The organism is Pseudomonas sp. Van50 (assembly GCF_055390755.1).
On record NZ_AP024343.1, the window covers coordinates 6,026,011 to 6,043,448 of the forward strand.

The window sequence follows — 17,438 nt, forward strand, 5'->3', positions numbered from 1 at the left end:
CAGATGCACCAATAGACTGCGGAGTATGGGGGAAATTACATTAAGGCAACGTTTAGCGTCGGCGAAGACGCAACAAGTATTGCACCGGGCCCGAAGCGGCATAGGCGAGGAATACCAGCAGCAGGATACGGGGCGGATCACTGAACACCACCGCGAATACCAGCACCACTGCCAAAATCGCCACAAATGGCACACGGCCCTTCAGATCCAGCTCCTTGAAGCTGTTGTACTTGATGTTGCTGACCATCAGCATCCCGGCCGCGGCAACCAGCAGCGCTACCAGGAACGACATTTTCGAACCCTGGATGCCGTAGTCGCTGAATGCCCAGACCACACCGGCCACGACACCCGCCGCCGCCGGACTGGCCAGACCGATGAAGTAACGTTTGTCTGCCTTGCCGACCTGGGTGTTGAAACGAGCCAGGCGCAACGCCGCACCCGCCACATAGATGAAGGCAACCATCCAGCCGACCTTGCCCATGTCCCCAGCGCCCAGCCGAACGCCAGCAAGGCGGGAGCCACGCCAAAAGCGACCATGTCGGACAGTGAATCGTACTCGGCGCCGAACGCGCTCTGGGTATTGGTCATGCGGGCGACGCGCCCGTCCAGGCCATCGAGCACCATGGCGACGAAGATGGCAATGGCGGCGGAGGCGAAGTAACGGCTCGCCCCTGCGCTATCACCGGCGCTCAAGGCAGCCTGGGCACTCATGGAGCTGATGATGGAATAGAAACCGGCGAACAGGTTCGCGGTGGTGAACAGATTCGGCAGCAGATAGATGCCACGATGCCGGACCTTACGGCCTTCAGCGTCATGGCCTTCTTCGACGTGCTCATCGATGGGCAACAGGCTTTCGGCGTCAGGAGCCTGGTTTGGCTCGTCGGGACGTTCGCTCATGGACAATACCTTGCAACGGTGTGAAAAAATTCGACAGATGTCTGGGACGACGGTTCGGCCGCAAACGATGCAGCTTTATACCAGAAGCCATCGCCCAAACGAAAAAACGCGGCCAAGGCCGCGTTTTTCGACTCAAGTTCGCGACTTAGTTCTTGGCTTTGTCGACGATCTTGTTGGCACCGATCCACGGCATCATCGAGCGCAGCTGCTCGCCGATGATTTCGATACCGTGGGCGGCGTTGTTGCGACGCTTGGCGGTCATCGAAGGATAGCCGGTGGCGCCTTCGCTGATGAACATCTTGGCGTATTCGCCGTCCTGAATACGTTTCAGGGCGTTGCGCATGGCCTGACGGGACTCGGCGTTGATGACTTCCGGACCGGTCACGTACTCGCCGTATTCGGCGTTGTTGGAGATCGAGTAGTTCATGTTGGCGATACCGCCTTCGTACATGAGGTCAACGATCAGCTTCAGTTCGTGCAGGCACTCGAAGTAGGCCATTTCTGGCGCGTAGCCGGCTTCAACCAGGGTTTCGAAACCGGCCTTGACCAGCTCGACGGTACCGCCACACAGAACGGCTTGCTCGCCGAACAGGTCGGTTTCGGTCTCGTCCTTGAAAGTAGTTTCGATGATGCCGGTACGACCGCCACCCACGCCAGCAGCGTAGGACAGGGCCACGTTCTTGGCGTTGCCGGACGCATCCTGGTAGATCGCGATCAGGTCAGGGATACCGCCGCCCTTCACGAACTCGGAACGCACGGTGTGGCCCGGGGCTTTCGGCGCGATCATGATCACGTCGAGGTCGGCACGTGGCACAACCTGGTTGTAGTGGATCGCGAAGCCGTGGGAGAAGGCCAGGGTGGCGCCTTTCTTGATGTTCGGCTCGATTTCGTTCTTGTACAGCGCCGATTGGAACTCGTCTGGAGTCAGGATCATGACCAGGTCGGCTGCGGCAACGGCAGAAGCCACGTCGGTCACTTTCAGGCCGTGGGCCTCGGCCTTGGCAACGGTGGCCGAGCCTTTACGCAGGCCGACAGTCACGTCAACGCCGGAATCTTTCAGGTTGCACGCCTGGGCGTGACCTTGGGAACCGTAACCGATGATGGCGACTTTCTTGCCCTGGATGATCGACAGGTCGCAGTCTTTATCGTAGAAAACTTTCATGAATTTCCCCTATATCCGGCCATTCAGGCCATTCGCTAATTTGGTTTAAATGCTGAGTACTTTGTCGCCACGGGCAATCCCGGTGACGCCACTGCGTACGGTTTCCAGAATCGAGGCAGTGCCGATCGATTGAATGAAGCTGTCGAGCTTGTCGCTGGTACCGGTCAACTGAACGGTATAGACGCTGGCGCTGACATCGACGATCTGCCCACGATAAATATCGGTAGTACGTTTGATCTCGGCGCGCTGGGCGCCGGTGGCCTTGACCTTGACCAGCATCAGTTCACGCTCGATGTGAGCGCTTTCCGACAGGTCCACCAGCTTGACCACCTCGATCAGCTTGTTCAGGTTCTTGGTGATCTGCTCGATGACTTCATCGTGCCCCACGGTAGTCAGCGTCAGACGCGACAGGGTCGGGTCTTCGGTTGGCGCCACGGTCAGGCTTTCAATGTTGTAGTTGCGCTGCGAGAACAGGCCTACAACACGAGACAGCGCACCCGGTTCGTTTTCCAGAAGCAAGGAAATAATGTGTCGCATGATTAGGTACGCTCCGTCTTGCTCAGCCACATATCGCGCATGGAGCCGTCTTTGATCTGCATCGGGTAGACGTGCTCGCTGGTGTCGACCGCAATATCGATCACCACCAGGCGATCCTTCATGGCGAACGCTTCCTCCATCTTCGACTTCAGATCCTTCGATTCGGTGATGCGCACGCCAACGTGACCGTAGGCCTCCGCCAGCTTGACGAAATCAGGCAGCGATTCCATGTAGGAGTGCGAGTGACGGCTGCCGTAGCTCATATCCTGCCACTGGCGAACCATCCCCAACACACCGTTGTTCAGGATCACGATCTTCACCGGCAAACCGTATTGCAGGCAGGTGGACAGCTCCTGGATGTTCATCTGGATGCTGCCTTCGCCGGTGACGCAGGCGACGTCGGCATTCGGGAAGCTCAACTTGATACCCATGGCCGCCGGGAAACCGAAGCCCATGGTGCCCAGGCCACCGGAGTTGATCCAGCGGTTGGGTTTGTCGAACTTGTAGTACTGCGCCGCGAACATCTGGTGCTGACCCACGTCGGAGGTCACAAAGGCATCGCCCTTGGTCACTTCGCACAGGGTTTCGATCACGGTCTGCGGCTTGATCACACTGCCGTCGCCCTTGTCATAAGGGAACAGGCCGCGATCGCCGCGCCATTCATCGACCTGCTTCCACCAGCTGGCCACGGACTCCTTGTTCGGAACCTCGCCGATTTCCTTGAGAATGGCGACCATTTCGGTCAGCACGCTCTCGACAGGACCGACGATCGGCACGTCTGCCTTGATGGTCTTGGAGATGGACGCCGGGTCGATGTCGATATGGATGATCTTGGCGTTCGGGCAGAACTTCGCCGGGCCGTTGATCACACGGTCGTCGAAACGCGCGCCGACCGCCAGGATCACATCGGCGTGGTGCATCGCCAGGTTGGCGGTGTAGCTGCCGTGCATGCCGAGCATGCCGATGAACTGACGGTCGGTGCCTGGGAACGCGCCCAGGCCCATCAGTGTATTGGTGACCGGCAGGTTGAGCATTTTCGCCAGTTCGGTCAGCGGCGCGGAGCCACCGCCGAGGATCACGCCACCACCGGAGTACAACACAGGGCGCTTGGCCGCCAGCAGCATTTCGGCTGCCTTGCGGATTTGCCCGGAGTGACCACGGACCGCCGGGCTGTAGGAACGCAGCTTGGCTTTTTTCGGGAAGATGTATTCGAACTTCTCGGCCGGGTTGGTCATGTCTTTCGGGACATCGACCACGACCGGGCCCGGACGACCGGATTCAGCCAGGTAGAAGGCCTTCTTCATGACTTCCGGGATTTCCGACGCGTGCTTGATCATGAAGCTGTGCTTCACGATCGGCCGGGAGATACCGATCATGTCGGTTTCCTGGAACGCATCGGTGCCTACCATGGTGCTGGGCACCTGGCCGGAGATGATCACCATCGGGATGGAGTCCATGTACGCGGTGGCGATACCGGTGATGGCGTTCGTGGCGCCAGGACCGGAAGTCACCAGGACCACGCCGGCCTTGCCGGTAGCACGGGCATAACCATCAGCCATATGGGTGGCCGCCTGCTCGTGACGAACCAGGATGTGGGTCACTTCCGGTTCTTTGAACAGGGCATCGTAGACATGAAGAAGAGCACCACCGGGGTACCCGTAGATATATTTGACGCCTTCGTCACGCAAAAAGCGGACGAGCATCTCACCGCCAGATAAAAGCTCCACGTTGTTCACCTCTAAAACGCCAGAATACCGACCCACAAAAAGGGGACGGGTCTTAATAGGTTTACTTCTCGGCAGAGCATGAGCGACGGTGGTCGCCGACTACGTCAGCACTGACTGAGCAAGTATTGGGATCGTCCCAAGTGTTGCGGGCCTTTCCCACCCAGCGCGAGGTAACGCGTTGCGGGTGTAACAGGTCGGCGCGGATGTGCGCCTCATGATCTGCCGAGTGGGTCTGCTTCTGGCAGTCCCTCTACAGCGGACTTTGGATTCTTCTGTTTCGCCTCCTTCAAGTCAAGTCGTCTATGTGCTTTATTCGAAGTAAGCGCATGAGAACGCAAGAAAAAACCCTTAAACGGCAACTGTGTTAGCTTCAATTGCGCAACCCAAGACAAGGAAACAGCATGCGAATGTTCTTCTTGACGGCCAGCCTGATGGTTGGCCTGAGCCCGATGTGCATGGCCGCCCAGGTCTACAAATGGGTGGATGCCCAAGGTGTCACCCACTTCGGATCCCAGCCGCCCCAGGACGCAGAGGCCACGACCGTGATCAAGTCCTCGCCATCCGTCGCCAAACCGCCCGCGCCGCCTTCCGGCGGCGTCATTGGCGACCAGAAGGCGATCGATAAAGAGGTCAAGAAGCAGGTGGCCGAGCAGGAAGCCCAGCTCAAGGCATTTTGCGAGCAGGCCAGGACCAACCTGGCGCAGTTGCAGAACAACCCGCGGGTACGTGAGGACGTAGAAGGGGAAATGCGCCGCCTCAATGACGAAGAGCGGCGCCAGCGCATCGAGGAAACCCGCAAGCAGATCGATGAGCACTGCCAGTAACGTCGGTCAGCCGACGTTACTGATCATCTGATCGAACTGCGCCAACAGCCGCTGCAATCCCACGCCCTGCCCGGGTCGCTGGGCATAGACCATCTCGGCCATGGCCAGGATGCCCGAGGCGTTGGGCAGCGGCAGGTCGTTTTCCAGGATGGCTTTCATCCTGGGCAGGAACATCCATTGCAGCCACTGCTCGAAATCCAGGGTATCGACCGCGAACGGCTCTACGCTGGCCAGCGCCTCGGCCGAAGGCGATACCTCGCTCCACCAACCCTGGACCCGCAGCTCCCGCTCGATCAGCAGCAACTGATCGGCGATTTGGGGAAAACGCGTATCCATCAGAGCGAAACCTTGGCCTTCTGACGGGCCAACGCCGCGCCAGCGGAGTCGCCTTGTTTCTCACGGGCCTGGGCGATCAATTCCCACAGGCTGGCCTGAAGTGCCGGGCGACCATTGGAGAATGTCAGGCCACGGCGAGCCAGTTGTTCAGCTTGCGGCGCATCGCCCTGGGCCATGCGCACCTGGGCCAGGCGATAAAGCACCTGCGGTTCGCGCGGCGCGACACGCTGGGCACGCTCCAGGCTGGAGGAAGCACCGTTGAGGTCACCACCAGCCTGTTGCTGTTGTGCCGTGGTCAGCAGGGCCAGCACTGGGCCGTCCAGTTGTTCATCGGCGGACAAACCGCCGGAACTTGCCGACGGGACGCTGCTCGGCGTCGAAGGCATGCTGTAGCTGCCCTGATCGATCGGCGAAGTTTCGATAGGCCCTGGCGTGATCGGGCCCGGCGTGATCGGCGTGCTGCTGATCGGCGCCGAGGTTGTCGCACCACCGCCGGGCACCATCACGACGACACCGGTGTCGCCCTGCGGGATGGCCTGGACCTGGCCCTGCGCCGGCCGCTTCACCGTCGTTTGACGGAAACCGCCGTTGGCCGAAACCCGCTCGCTGTTGGACACAGCCGTGCCGGAGTCGACGACCGGAATCGAACCGCGTTGTACGGTAGAGCAACCACTGAGCAAAGCCACGGCCGTTACCGCTGGAATCAACCACTTGTTCACTTGAAACCCTCTTTGCTTAATTCATCCAGTCCTTGACCCAATCCATCACCGATTCGGCGGGATTCGTGCCGCCACAGGCTGCACCGGGTGGCGGTTCGCTGCCGCGAATATACGGCATCTGTACGGCACCCGGGCAATTGGCGTCGGAGCCTTGGCCAGTACGCGAATCGACCCAGGCCTGGACGATGTTGTCCGGTTGCGGCATGTCCAGCGGCAAAGGGTCGGCCTTGCGCATGAAACTGGTCCAGACCTGCAACGCGCCAGTGGCGCCGGTGAACGGAGTCTTGCCGTTGTCATCACGTCCGAGCCAGACCACCGCCAACAAGTCCTGGCTGAAACCGGCGAACCAGCTATCGCGCGAGTCGTTACTGGTCCCGGTCTTGCCCGCCAGGGTCAGGGTCCGGGGCAGCACGTTATAAACCGAACTGCCGGTGCCTTCACGCATGACCCGCTGCATCGCGCTCTGGATCAGATAAATGGAGGCCGGATCGAAGCGCTGCTGGATCTGGAACGGATAACGCTTGAGCGGCTCGCCATCGGCGGTCAGCACGCTGCGGATTCCGCGCATCGGCGTGTTGAAGCCGCCGTTGGCCAGCGTCTGGTACATGGCGGCCACCTCGATCGGCGTCAGGCCACCAGCCCCCAGCAACATCGATGGGAAGGCCGGGAACTCGCGACTCACCCCCAGCCGCGCCAGGGTCTTGAGTACGTTCGGCACGCCGACTTCCAGCCCGAGGCGAGCCGTCGACAGGTTGTAGGAATGCGCCAACCCCTGATAGAGGAACACCGTGCCGTGGGAACGACGATCATAGTTCTGCGGTTTCCAGACCTGGCCATCCGCGCCCTTGACCGAGAACGTCTCGTCCGACAGCCAACTGGTCAGCGTGTACTGGCTCGGTTTTTCCAAGGCGGTGAGGTACACCGCCGGCTTGATCAGCGAACCAATCGGACGCACCGCATCCAGGGCCCGGTTGAAGCCGGCGAAACTGGCCTGGCGGCTGCCGATCATGGCTTGGACTTCACCGGTTTCCGGGTTGGTCACCACCATGGCCGCTTCGACTTCGTCGGCGCCCTTGCGTCCGCCCAGCCGTTTGAAGGTGTCCTCGACCGAGGCTTCGGCCTTCATCTGCAGGATCGGGTCGAAACTGGTGAAGATGCGCAGGCCTTCTTCGGTCAAGTCTTCGTCGCGGTAGTCTTCCCGTAGCTGACGCTTGACCAGGTCCATGAAGCCGGGGAACGAACTGTCCGCCAGGCTGCCACGCTTGGTCACGCCCAACGGCATCTTTTTCGCGGCTTCAACTTGCTCGGCCGTCGCCACACCTTGTTGTTGCAGCAGGTCGAGCACCAGGTTGCGCCGTTCGAGGGCACGTTCCGGATTACGACGCGGGTTGTAGGAAGACGGTCCCTTGACCATGCCCACCAGCAACGCCACCTGATGCAGCTTGAGCTCGGACAGCGGCTGGCTGAAGAAGAACTGGCTGGCAAGGCCGAAACCGTGCACCGCCCGCTGGCCGTCCTGGCCGACGAAGACCTCGTTGAGGTACGCCTCCAGAATCTCCTGCTTGTCGTAGTGCAGCTCCAGCAACAGCGCCATCATCGCTTCAGTGAGCTTGCGGGTCAGGCTGCGCTCATTGGTCAGGTAGAAGTTCTTGACCAACTGCTGGGTCAGGGTACTGCCGCCCTGGCGCATATGCCCGGAGGACGTGTTGACCCAGATAGCCCGGGCGATCGACTTGGGCGAGACGCCGAAGTGATGATAGAAGTCGCGGTCTTCGACGGCGATCAGCGTGTCGAGCAGGAACGGCGGTACCTGGTCGATCTTGATCAGGATCCGGTCTTCGAGGTTCTTGGGGTACAGGCCACCAATGAGCAGCGGCTCAAGGCGCACCACCGACAGGCTCGCGTTGTTGGCGCCGGTCAGCGCTGCCACATAGTCACCGGAAAAACGCACCCGCACCGGTTGCGCCTGTTCCATGCCTTCATAGAACTGGAAACCACGGGTGTTGAGGTCGATGGTATTGCCATTGACCGAGGCCGCACCCGGACCATTGGCCACGCTTTCACGGCGATAACCCAAGGCGTCGAGTTCGGTCAGGAAGTCGTCCTTGCTCAGCTTTTGTCCGACGAACAGCTCCAACGGCCGGGCATAGACCTTGGCCGGGATGGTCCAGCGCTTGCCGGAGAATTTCTCCTGGACCACGGCATCGAGATAGACCGCAAAACCGGCGAGCACGACGAGGCCCACCAGGCTGAGTTTAAGGGCCCAGCCCAGCCAGGGCCGCAGGCGACTGGCGGGTGGTTTCTTGGGGGTACGGGGGGATCGGGTACGAGTCATGGCGGCAGATTATACGCACTTTGCCGCGGTTCAACATGAGCCCGCCACGCGGTTTGCGTTAGCGCGGCTTGCCGCCATAATGACGGCCTTGAATTTTCTCAGACTCTGAAGGACCGCCCGTGAGCCAATCCCTGATCGCCGCCTTGCAAAACCCGGCCCTCTACCCGCATCCCGTCGAAGCGTTCCAGGTCATCGAAACCCACATTTCCTGGGTATTGCTCACTGGGCCATACGCCTACAAATTCAAAAAGCCGGTCAACTTCGGCTTCCTCGATTTCACCAGCCTCGAGGCGCGCCAGCATTTCTGCAGAGAAGAGTTGCGCCTGAACCAGCGCCTGACCCAAGACCTGTACCTGGACGTCCTGCCGATTACCGGTAGCGTCGAAGCGCCACAACTGGGTGGCGACGGCCCGGCCATCGAATACGCCCTGAAGATGCGTCAGTTCCCACAGAGCCAATTGCTCAGCACGTTGCAAGCCAACGGCGAACTGACCACCGCGCACATCGACGAGATGGCCGCCCAGATCGCCCAGTTCCACCTCTCCACGCCCAAGGTGCCCGCCGAAAACGACGCCGGTACTCCGCAAAGCGTGATGGCACCGGTGCTGCAGAACTTCGAACAGATCCGTCCATTCCTCAACGACAAGGCCGACCTGCTGCAACTCGAAGCGTTGCAAGCCTGGGCCGAAAGCAGTTTCGAACGCCTCAAGCCGCTGCTCACCCAGCGCAAGGCCGAAGGCTTCATCCGTGAATGCCACGGTGATATCCACCTGGGCAACGCCACCGTGATCGACGGCAAGGTGGTGATTTTCGACTGCATCGAATTCAACGAACCGTTCCGTTTCACCGACGTCTACGCCGACACCGGCTTCCTGGCGATGGACCTGGAGGACCGTGGTCTCAAGTCCCTGGCGCGGCGTTTCGTCAGCCAGTACCTGGAACTGACCGGCGACTACCAGGGCCTGGAACTGCTGAACTTCTATAAAGCCTACCGCGCCCTCGTCCGGGCAAAAGTCGCGCTGTTCAGCATGCCGGCCGAAGCCGATCCGGTGCAGCGCGCCACCACCCTGCGCCAATACCGCAACTACGCCAACCTGGCCGAAAGCTACAGCACCATTCCTTCGCCTTTCCTGGCCATCACCCACGGTGTTTCGGCCGTTGGCAAAAGCCATGTCGCGATGCGCCTGGTAGAGGCACTGGGCGCCATTCGCCTGCGTTCGGACGTGGAGCGCAAGCGCCTGTTCGGCCAGCAACAGGTCCCCAACGATCCACAAGCCGGCATCTACAGCAGCGACGCCAGCAGCGCCACCTACGCCCGCCTGCATGAAGTCGCCGCGGCGATCCTGCGCGCCGGATTCCCAGTAGTGATCGACGCCACCTACCTCAAACACGATCAGCGCGACGCCGCGGCAAAAGTCGCCGAGGCCACTGGCGCTCCGTTCCTGATCCTCGATTGCGACGCGCCGCAAGCGGTCATCGAAAGCCGGCTGGCACAGCGCCAGGCCGATCAACAAGACCCCTCCGATGCGAACCTGGCAGTCATCGCCGCACAACAGTCCAGCCGTGAAGCCCTGACCCCGACGGAAATTCTCTGCAGCAAGCGGGTCCAAACCAACGAAAGCGGTACGCTCGACATCGTGGTCGCGCAGATCCGCCAGCGCCTGCCAGGCCTGTAGATCACTATTTCGGCCGTGAAGCGATGTCCGGCTTCACGGCCGCCAAATAGTGGCACTATACTGGCGTCATAAAACCATCAGGTGATATGAAATGAGCCTTCCCAAACTTCTCGGTACCCCGCTTTATGCCTTGCTGCGCAAAGATGATATCGCCGGGTTCAACAGCGAACGCCCACAAGGTCCGGTCGACATGCGCGGCGGCGATTTTCGAGGGCTTGATCTGCGGGAACTGAACGCGGACGACGTTGACTTCAGCGACGCCTACTTCCGCTCCGCCGATTTGCGCGGCATCGATTTTCGCAAGTCGTCACTAGAGGGCGCGAGCCTGGCCCATGCGCAGATATCCGGCGCCTACTTTCCGCCCGAGCTGTCTGCGGATGAAATCTTGATGTCGATGAACTTCGGCACCCGGCTGCGCTACCGCACCCGCTGACAGTGCCTGAACCGCGCCGGCCAACGCGCGGACCTGCCACGACCGAACGGACCTCCAGCGCCCCCGCTTGCGCTGGAGAATGCAGTCTTTTCCCTCCTCATCGTGCGTAATGCATTAGAAGCTTTTGCATCTAATCCCACCAAAGAATCACGCTTTTCCTACTGACCGCTACACTGCTCAGAAGCTTGCCCACCGCACCAGTCGGCCGTCGCAAGGAGGCTCGATGAATGATGAACTGCAACACCTGAAGAATCTGGGCAAGACATCGGCCCAGTGGCTGCACGCCGTGGGTATCCACAGCGCTTCCGATTTACGCCGGCTCGGGGCGGTAGACGCCTATCGCGCCGTGCGCACGCGCGGCTTCCGGGCGTCCAAGGTGTTGCTGTACGCCATTGAGGGGGCGTTGATGGATGTGCATTGGAACGACATTCCCGCTGAACGCAAGGAAGCCCTGAATAAACAGCTGGACGCCATTTCGACGCGTCACAAAGCCTGATGCCCTTTCTTTTCCAGTGCGAACCCTGGCCGCGAGATTATTTCGAGGAATCGCAAAAACAATGTTTGACATGGTAATGAGAATCGCTATGATTACCACATCCAGTCGCGAGACTGGTCGATATTTGAACAGCCCTTGGTTCGGACTCTCAGATATCTCCTCATCAGGCTAATCACGGTTATTTGACCCGGCTCTTGCCGGGTCTTTTTTTGCCTGCGATATCACTTACCGATGTGTTCACGCATCTGCGCGCAATAATCCTGGGGCGGCATGGCCGGGGTGTACCACACGTAGTCCGCCATGGCCGACGTCACGTCACTGCCCTCCTCGGCCAACATCAGGACGATCGGTGCCTCGCTGGCGCCAAGGTCCAACGCATGCAGCGGCACGCCGACATCTTTTCGCCCATGCCAGGCGCCTGCGAACAACAATGCCGGTGTCGGCGCTTGCAGCAGGCGTTCGGCCATGCGCCGGTCACGCTGTTGCTGCACGGCCAGCATCGGCGGCATTTGCGACTCCGGCAGCAAACCACAGTGGGATTCACGGATCTGCCCCAACAACGCGTCCTTCACCGTGGCGGCATTGGTGCGAGCGCCCGTCAAGCTGGGCGCTTGCCGATAGAAACGCTGGATCTCGGCGGCGTCCAGATTGGCGGCCAGCAACGGATAGCGTTGCGCCAGGGCAAACTCGACAACGGGCCCATACAGGCTCCAATCCCAGCCGGGGGACCAGGCCAACGCGTCGGGCAGGTCCTTGGGCAAGGCGGGCAGTTGGCGGACCGAATCAACGCGTGGCTGTTGGGAGGGGGTGAGCATTTCCAGCAACAGGCTGCCCTGGGCCCGCTGGCCGGCCAATGCCTGGAGCAGCCATAGCTGCAGCGCATGGTGGTCAGGATTGTCGTGCCGCTCCCCTACCACCACCCGAGGCGCCTTTGCCAGGCGCTCGACCAGTGCCTGTGGCGTCACGGCCTGGCCGTTGTGCAAATCACGGATCCGTCCGTCGAGCGGGGGCGGAGCGATGCTCTGGCACGCCGTCAGTACACTCAATGCCAGAATCAGGAGCAGGCGCACGTCCGTATCCTCCAGGGCGCCCTCAGCGGGCAATGATCAATGGATGCCCGCGCTCCGGATGGTCTTGCACCAGCACATCCAGGCCAAACACCGCCTTGAGCGGTTCCGGGCGCAGTACGTGCCGGGGCGTGTCCAGGGCCACCGGCCGACCGGACGCGAGCAGCAACAGGCGATCACAGTAACGCGCCGCCAGGTTCAGGTCATGCAGGATAACCAGCACGGCGGCGCCGCGACCGGCGAATTCACGCACCGCCTGGAGAATGGTGTGCTGATGCAGCGGATCGAGCATCGAGGTTGGCTCGTCCAGTAACAGGGTCTGCCCCGCTTCACCCGGCCACAACTGCGCCAACACCCGCGCCAGATGCACCCGCTGGCGTTCGCCGCCGGACAACGCCAGGTAACTGCGACCGTGCAGATGCGCGGCGTCTGCCGCTTGCAGCGCCGCGACGACGACTTGCTCGTCGCGCAGCCGACCACTCTGATGCGGCAGGCGCCCCATGCCGACGACTTCCTCGACGCGAAAGGCAAAATCCAGGGTCGAGGACTGCGGCAAGACCGCCAGGCGACGGGCGCGCTCGGCACCCTGCCATTGGGCCAGTGGACGGTCTTCGAGCCAGACCTGCCCCTGGCTCGGCCGCAACTCACCACACAGGCCCGCCAGCAAGGTACTTTTGCCCGCACCGTTGGGCCCGAGCACGCCGAGCACTTCGCCGGGGTTGAGCAGCAGATCGATGTCCGCCAGCACGGTATTGCGGCCACGCTGAATGTGCAGGTTTTGTGCTCGCAACATCAGGCGCGCCCTCGTACCAATAGATAGAGGAAGAACGGCGCGCCGATGAAGGCCGTGACGATGCCGATCGGCAATTCCGCAGGGGCCAGCGCCAAGCGTGCCACCAGGTCGGCGAGCAGCAAAAGACTTGCTCCCGCCAGCACTGAAGCGGGCAGCAACACACGGTGGTCGGGGCCGGCCACCAGGCGCACCAGATGCGGCACCACCAGCCCGACGAAACCGATCATGCCCGCCGCCGCCACCGCCGCGCCAACCCCCAGGGCCGTACAAAACACCAGCTCACGCTTGAGGGCTTCGACGTTGACGCCCAAATGGGCTGCCTCGGACTCGCCCAGCAACAGCGCATTGAGCTCCCGGGCTCGGCGTGGCAGCCAGAGCGCCACGCCGGCGCTGACCAGTAACAACGGCCACAACCTCGCGTAGCTGGCGCCGTTGAGACTGCCCAGGTTCCAGAACGTCAGGGTGCGCAGGGTCGCGTCGTCCGCCAGGTAGGTGAACAGGCCGACGGCGGAACCGGACAGCGCGGTCAGGGCGATGCCCGCCAGGAGCATGGTCGCGACATGGGTCTGGCCATTGCGGCGACCGAGACGATAGACCAGCGCCGTAACGCCGAGCCCGCCAAGGAACGCACACAACGACAACACGTAAGGGCCGAAGGCTTCGGGCAACCCACCCAACGCCGAGCCACCGACAATGGCGACGGCTGCGCCCAACGCCGCACCGCTGGACACGCCCACCAACCCCGGGTCTGCCAGCGGGTTACGGAACAGCCCCTGCATCGCCACGCCGGACAACGCCAACACCCCGCCCACCGCCAAGCCCAGCAGGGTGCGTGGCAAACGGATCTGGCCGAGGATCAGTTCGGCCTGTTCCAGGCCATCGGCGGCCACCGGCAGGCCCAACAGGCGTAAAGCGGCGCGCAAGGTGTCCAGCAGTGGCAGGCTCACCGGCCCCAGGGCCAGGGACAGCCAGGTTGCCAGCAAACACAGCAGGCCCAGGCCGATAAACAAGGTGCGAGGCTTGACCAACGAAGTCATGGCGCCGCGGCCGGCTCAGCCGGATAAAAGCCTGCCGTCAGTTTCACCAGGCCTTGCGGCAACCGCGGGCCCAATCCGCCCACCAACAGCGTGGGGTCAAGCTCCATGATGCGCCCGTCCCTGGCGGCCCGGGTCGAGGAAAGAATCGGATTTTCCCTGAACAGCGCCGCACGGGCTTCTTCACCACTCAAGACACGGTCGGCGAAGACCAGCACGTCAGGATTCAGGCTGGCCAGGGTTTCCACTGAAAAGGATTTATAGCCGCTGTGGGTTGCCAGGTTGCGACCTCCGGCCTGCTGTAACAGCCAATCGGCGGCCGTACCCAGACCAGCGACCAGCGGCTTGCCGCCGGAACTGCCCACCAACAACAATACGCCGGGAGCCTTTTGCTTGAGCTGGGCCTCGGTCACCCGGGCATGTTGCTGGGCGAGCTGTTCCTGGTAACGGTCGAACAGCCGTGCCGCCATGGCCTGCGCCCCCAGCAACTGCCCCAGGTGCTGCAAATTGCCTTGCAGGGTTGGCAGGTCTGGCGTGGTCGAGAACAATTCGACCTTTACGCCGGCGCTGCGGATTTGCGCCAGCACAGGTGGCGGCCCCATTTCCTCGGTGCCCACCAGGATCTGCGGACGCAGGCTCAATACGCCCTCTGCGGACAGTTGTCGCTGATAGCCAATGCTGGGCAGGGCCCGCAAGGATTCAGGATGCTGGCTGGTGGTGTCCACGCCCACCAGTTTCGATTCGCCCCCCAGTGCACTGACCCACTCCGACAAGGCGCCGCCGGCGCTGACCCAACGCTGCGGCGATTCAGCCGCGCTGGCCCCCTGGTTGACCAACAGAGCGACACAGAGCGCAACAACGCGGATGTTCAGGCGCATCGGGCAGCTTCCTCAAAGAAGTTTTTCGCAGGACCGGGCCGGGCCAAGTATCCTCAACCACCTGCGAAGGAGGCGCCATTTGATAATTGTTTTCATTTGACCGTCAAGCGTGGATCTTTTGCTACATGAAGCCCCTGTGGGAGCGAGCTTGCTCGCGATAGCGGTGTACCAGTCACCTTAATGTTGGCTGATCGACCACTATCGCGAGCAAGCTCGCTCCCACAGACGCTCACTCCGACAGACATATAGAGACACACATGAAGTTTCTTTGCACCGCCGCCGAACTGCCCGACAACGGCAGTCGCGGTTTCGACCTCGATGGGCGCAAGGTGCTGGCCGTGCGACGCGCCGGCCAGGTATATGCCTATATCAACCGCTGCCCGCACCGGGGCGTGCCGCTGGAATGGCAACCCGACCAGTTCCTCGACCCCAGCGCCAGCCTGATCCAGTGCGCCACTCACGGCGCGCTGTTCCTGATCGAGAGCGGTGAATGCGTGGCCGGCCCCTGCGCCGGTCAGTTCCTGGCCGCGCTAGACAGCCGGGAGGACGAGCAAGGCATCTGGGTCGAACAGTAGCGGTTCGAGCAACACTGGCAACGCACGGTCCACCCACATCTGCTCGGGCGTCAACGTCACTCCGTAGGCCAACACTTCCACCCCCGCCGCCACCGCATCACGCAGGGCTGCGGCGTATACCGGGTCGATCTCGTGTGCCGGGCGCACGGCCTCGATGCCACTCAGGTTCACGCAATACAGCTGCACCGCCCGCACACCTTCCCGGGCCAGGCCGGCGAGCTCCCTCAGGTGTTTGGCTCCGCGCAGCGTGACCGCATCGGGAAACGCCGCCACCTGGGTGCCATCGAAACCCAACGTGACACTTTTGACTTCGACCCAGGCCGAGCCTTGGGCGTAGTCCAGGCGAAAATCTATGCGGCTGTTTTCCACGCCATAAGCCACTTCACGCTTGAGCCCGGTGAACCCGTTCAGTTCACTGATGACTCCGGCGCGCAAGGCTTCTTCGACCAAAGCGTTGGCCCTCGCGGTATTGATGCAGGCCAGCCGCCCTTGAGGGGTTTCGCCGATTTCCCAGGTGCCGGGCAACTTGCGCTTGGGGTCGCTGGAGCGACTGAACCAGACGCGCGCGCCTTCAGCCATGCAGTTGAGCATCGAGCCGGTGTTGGGGCAGTGAATAGTGAGGAGTTCGCCGTGAACGGTCTCGATATCAGCGAGAAAACGCTTGTAACGTCGAATCAGACGACCTTCTTCCAACGCAGGGGAAAAACGCATCAGCCTTGCCAGCTCCGCAGTCCACGTTCGATTCGCGCCACCGCTTCCTGTAGCCGCGGCAAGCTCTGTGTATAGGCGAAGCGCACATGGTGGCTGGCCTGATGACGGCCGAAATCCAGACCCGGGGTGAAGGCCACGTGTTCGGTTTCCAGGAAATGCTGGCAGAACGCAAAGGCATCGCCGCCGAAGGTGCTGATATCGGCATAGAGGTAAAACGCCCCTTGCGGCTCCACCGCGATACCAAAGCCCAGTTCACGCAAGGCCGGCAGCAGAAAGTCGCGGCGCAGCGCGAACTCGGCCCGCCGCTGCTCGAAGATTTCGATGGTGGCGGGCTCGAAACAGGCCAGGGCGGCGTACTGGGCCATGCTCGGCGCACTGATGTAGAGGTTCTGCGCAAGTTTTTCCAGCTCGCCGATGGCCGCCGAAGGGGCCACCAACCAGCCCAGCCGCCAGCCGGTCATGCCGAAATACTTGGAAAAACTATTAAGGACAAAGGCGTCGTCGTCGACTTCCAGCACACTGGCGGCGTCGGTGCCATAGGTCAGGCCGTGATAGATCTCGTCCACCACCAGATGGCCGTTGTGGCCCTTGATGGCCTTGGACAACCCTGCCAACTCGTCCCGGGTGAGAATCGTCCCGGTCGGGTTGGCTGGCGAGGCCACCAACGCACCGACGCTGTCCTGGTCCCAATGACGATCCACCAGGTCCGGCGTCAATTGATAGCGCACATCCGCCCCCACAGGCACCAATTGCGCCGCGCCTTCCACCAGGCGCAGGAAATGACGGTTGCACGGATAGCCGGGGTCGGCCAACAGCCAATGCTTGCCCGGGTCCACCAGCAAGGCGCTGGTCAGCAGCAACGCGCCGGAACCGCCCGGCGTGATCATGATCCGTCGAGGATCGATGTCCACCCCGTAGCGCTGGCCATAGAAACCCGAGATGGCTTCGCGCAGCTCAGGAATGCCACGGGCCGCGGTGTAACGGGTCTTGCCCGCCGCCAGCGCGGCCTGGCCGGCCTGGATGATCGGTTCGGCGGTGGTGAAGTCCGGCTCGCCGATCTCCAGGTGGATGACGTCATGCCCGGCGGCTTGCAGTTCGTTGGCGCGAGCCAACAGCGCCATCACATGGAAAGGTTCGATGGCGCGGCTGCGCGCACTGTAGGGCTGAGCCATTGGCCTTCCTTCAAGGGAAAAAGAACCGATTCTACCCAACTCGGGAACAACTGCGGGAACACGCGC

Annotated in this window: 18 protein-coding genes and 1 pseudogene; 6 read left to right on the forward strand and 13 right to left on the reverse strand. The window is 61.8% G+C overall.

Annotated features, from left to right (window positions below; translation table 11 throughout):
* Positions 1-52: 52 nt before the first annotated feature.
* Positions 53-846, reverse strand: a pseudogene (pssA, locus tag ACZ5M5_RS26015) (CDP-diacylglycerol--serine O-phosphatidyltransferase).
* On the opposite strand from pssA, the gene ACZ5M5_RS26020 reads away from it, so the two are divergent.
* A complete protein-coding gene (locus tag ACZ5M5_RS26020) occupies positions 787-921 on the forward strand; it encodes a hypothetical protein (protein ID WP_464739480.1) in 135 nt (44 codons plus the stop codon). The pseudogene pssA and the gene ACZ5M5_RS26020 sit on opposite strands and share 60 nt — an antisense overlap.
* Positions 922-1,042: 121 nt before the next feature.
* Here the strand turns inward: ACZ5M5_RS26020 and ilvC are convergent, their stop codons facing one another.
* From ilvC to ACZ5M5_RS26035, 3 genes are read right to left on the reverse strand one after another with little or no spacing between them, the layout of a single operon-like run.
* Complete coding sequence (gene ilvC, locus ACZ5M5_RS26025) at positions 1,043-2,059, reverse strand: ketol-acid reductoisomerase (RefSeq protein ID WP_003185459.1); 1,017 nt, start codon at positions 2,057-2,059, stop codon at positions 1,043-1,045.
* A gap of 45 nt (positions 2,060-2,104) precedes the next feature.
* Positions 2,105-2,596 (reverse strand): acetolactate synthase small subunit, encoded by a 492-nt coding sequence (gene ilvN / locus ACZ5M5_RS26030; RefSeq protein ID WP_003176102.1) that lies wholly within the window; start codon positions 2,594-2,596, stop codon positions 2,105-2,107.
* A gap of 2 nt (positions 2,597-2,598) precedes the next feature.
* The gene (locus tag ACZ5M5_RS26035; RefSeq protein ID WP_464738174.1) at positions 2,599-4,323 is read right to left on the reverse strand and encodes an acetolactate synthase 3 large subunit; all 1,725 of its coding nucleotides are present in this window, start codon (positions 4,321-4,323) and stop codon (positions 2,599-2,601) included.
* Between the two features lie 401 nt (positions 4,324-4,724).
* On the opposite strand from ACZ5M5_RS26035, the gene ACZ5M5_RS26040 reads away from it, so the two are divergent.
* Positions 4,725-5,147: a DUF4124 domain-containing protein gene (locus tag ACZ5M5_RS26040; RefSeq protein WP_464738175.1), complete on the forward strand. Its 423-nt coding sequence runs from the start codon at positions 4,725-4,727 to the stop codon at positions 5,145-5,147.
* A gap of 6 nt (positions 5,148-5,153) precedes the next feature.
* On the opposite strand, the gene ACZ5M5_RS26045 is transcribed toward ACZ5M5_RS26040, so the two are convergent.
* From ACZ5M5_RS26045 to mrcB, 3 genes are read right to left on the reverse strand one after another with little or no spacing between them, the layout of a single operon-like run.
* Positions 5,154-5,483 (reverse strand): YqcC family protein, encoded by a 330-nt coding sequence (locus tag ACZ5M5_RS26045; RefSeq protein ID WP_464738176.1) that lies wholly within the window; start codon positions 5,481-5,483, stop codon positions 5,154-5,156.
* On the reverse strand, positions 5,483-6,202 hold the full coding sequence (locus ACZ5M5_RS26050; RefSeq protein WP_060740603.1) for a tetratricopeptide repeat protein: 720 nt from the start codon (positions 6,200-6,202) through the stop codon (positions 5,483-5,485). The genes ACZ5M5_RS26045 and ACZ5M5_RS26050 overlap by 1 nt, the downstream gene beginning before the upstream one ends.
* A 16-nt stretch (positions 6,203-6,218) precedes the next feature.
* Positions 6,219-8,537 (reverse strand): penicillin-binding protein 1B, encoded by a 2,319-nt coding sequence (mrcB, locus tag ACZ5M5_RS26055; RefSeq protein ID WP_060740602.1) that lies wholly within the window; start codon positions 8,535-8,537, stop codon positions 6,219-6,221.
* Between the two features lie 119 nt (positions 8,538-8,656).
* On the opposite strand from mrcB, the gene ACZ5M5_RS26060 reads away from it, so the two are divergent.
* The 3 genes from ACZ5M5_RS26060 to ACZ5M5_RS26070 all read left to right on the forward strand — a co-directional run bounded on the left by ACZ5M5_RS26060 (position 8,657) and on the right by ACZ5M5_RS26070 (position 11,142).
* Complete coding sequence (locus ACZ5M5_RS26060) at positions 8,657-10,213, forward strand: bifunctional aminoglycoside phosphotransferase/ATP-binding protein (RefSeq protein WP_464738177.1); 1,557 nt, start codon at positions 8,657-8,659, stop codon at positions 10,211-10,213.
* 91 nt (positions 10,214-10,304) lie between these two features.
* Complete coding sequence (locus ACZ5M5_RS26065; protein WP_060740600.1) at positions 10,305-10,646, forward strand: pentapeptide repeat-containing protein; 342 nt, start codon at positions 10,305-10,307, stop codon at positions 10,644-10,646.
* Between the two features lie 223 nt (positions 10,647-10,869).
* Positions 10,870-11,142, forward strand: a complete 273-nt coding sequence (locus ACZ5M5_RS26070; protein ID WP_003205623.1) for a TfoX/Sxy family protein — start codon at positions 10,870-10,872, stop codon at positions 11,140-11,142.
* A 221-nt stretch (positions 11,143-11,363) separates the two neighbouring features.
* Here the strand turns inward: ACZ5M5_RS26070 and ACZ5M5_RS26075 are convergent, their stop codons facing one another.
* From ACZ5M5_RS26075 to ACZ5M5_RS26090, 4 genes are read right to left on the reverse strand one after another with little or no spacing between them, the layout of a single operon-like run.
* Positions 11,364-12,212, reverse strand: a complete 849-nt coding sequence (locus ACZ5M5_RS26075; RefSeq protein ID WP_103310733.1) for a ChaN family lipoprotein — start codon at positions 12,210-12,212, stop codon at positions 11,364-11,366.
* 22 nt (positions 12,213-12,234) lie between these two features.
* Positions 12,235-13,002 (reverse strand): heme ABC transporter ATP-binding protein, encoded by a 768-nt coding sequence (locus ACZ5M5_RS26080; RefSeq protein WP_464738178.1) that lies wholly within the window; start codon positions 13,000-13,002, stop codon positions 12,235-12,237.
* Positions 13,002-13,985 carry a FecCD family ABC transporter permease gene (locus ACZ5M5_RS26085; protein ID WP_170842354.1) on the reverse strand — a complete coding sequence of 328 codons (984 nt, stop codon included), beginning with the start codon at positions 13,983-13,985 and terminating at the stop codon, positions 13,002-13,004. The genes ACZ5M5_RS26080 and ACZ5M5_RS26085 overlap by 1 nt, the downstream gene beginning before the upstream one ends.
* A 50-nt stretch (positions 13,986-14,035) precedes the next feature.
* Positions 14,036-14,914, reverse strand: coding sequence for a heme/hemin ABC transporter substrate-binding protein (locus ACZ5M5_RS26090; protein WP_060740596.1), 879 nt, complete (start codon positions 14,912-14,914; stop codon positions 14,036-14,038).
* 257 nt (positions 14,915-15,171) lie between these two features.
* Here ACZ5M5_RS26090 and ACZ5M5_RS26095 point away from each other — a divergent pair, with 257 nt between their 5' ends.
* Positions 15,172-15,489 carry a Rieske (2Fe-2S) protein gene (locus ACZ5M5_RS26095; RefSeq protein ID WP_060740595.1) on the forward strand — a complete coding sequence of 106 codons (318 nt, stop codon included), beginning with the start codon at positions 15,172-15,174 and terminating at the stop codon, positions 15,487-15,489.
* On the opposite strand, the gene sfsA is transcribed toward ACZ5M5_RS26095, so the two are convergent.
* Complete coding sequence (sfsA, locus tag ACZ5M5_RS26100; protein WP_060740594.1) at positions 15,445-16,200, reverse strand: DNA/RNA nuclease SfsA; 756 nt, start codon at positions 16,198-16,200, stop codon at positions 15,445-15,447. The genes ACZ5M5_RS26095 and sfsA overlap by 45 nt on opposite strands.
* Positions 16,200-17,372, reverse strand: coding sequence for a pyridoxal phosphate-dependent aminotransferase (locus ACZ5M5_RS26105; RefSeq protein ID WP_060740593.1), 1,173 nt, complete (start codon positions 17,370-17,372; stop codon positions 16,200-16,202). The genes sfsA and ACZ5M5_RS26105 overlap by 1 nt, the downstream gene beginning before the upstream one ends.
* Between the last annotated feature and the right edge of the window lie 66 nt (positions 17,373-17,438).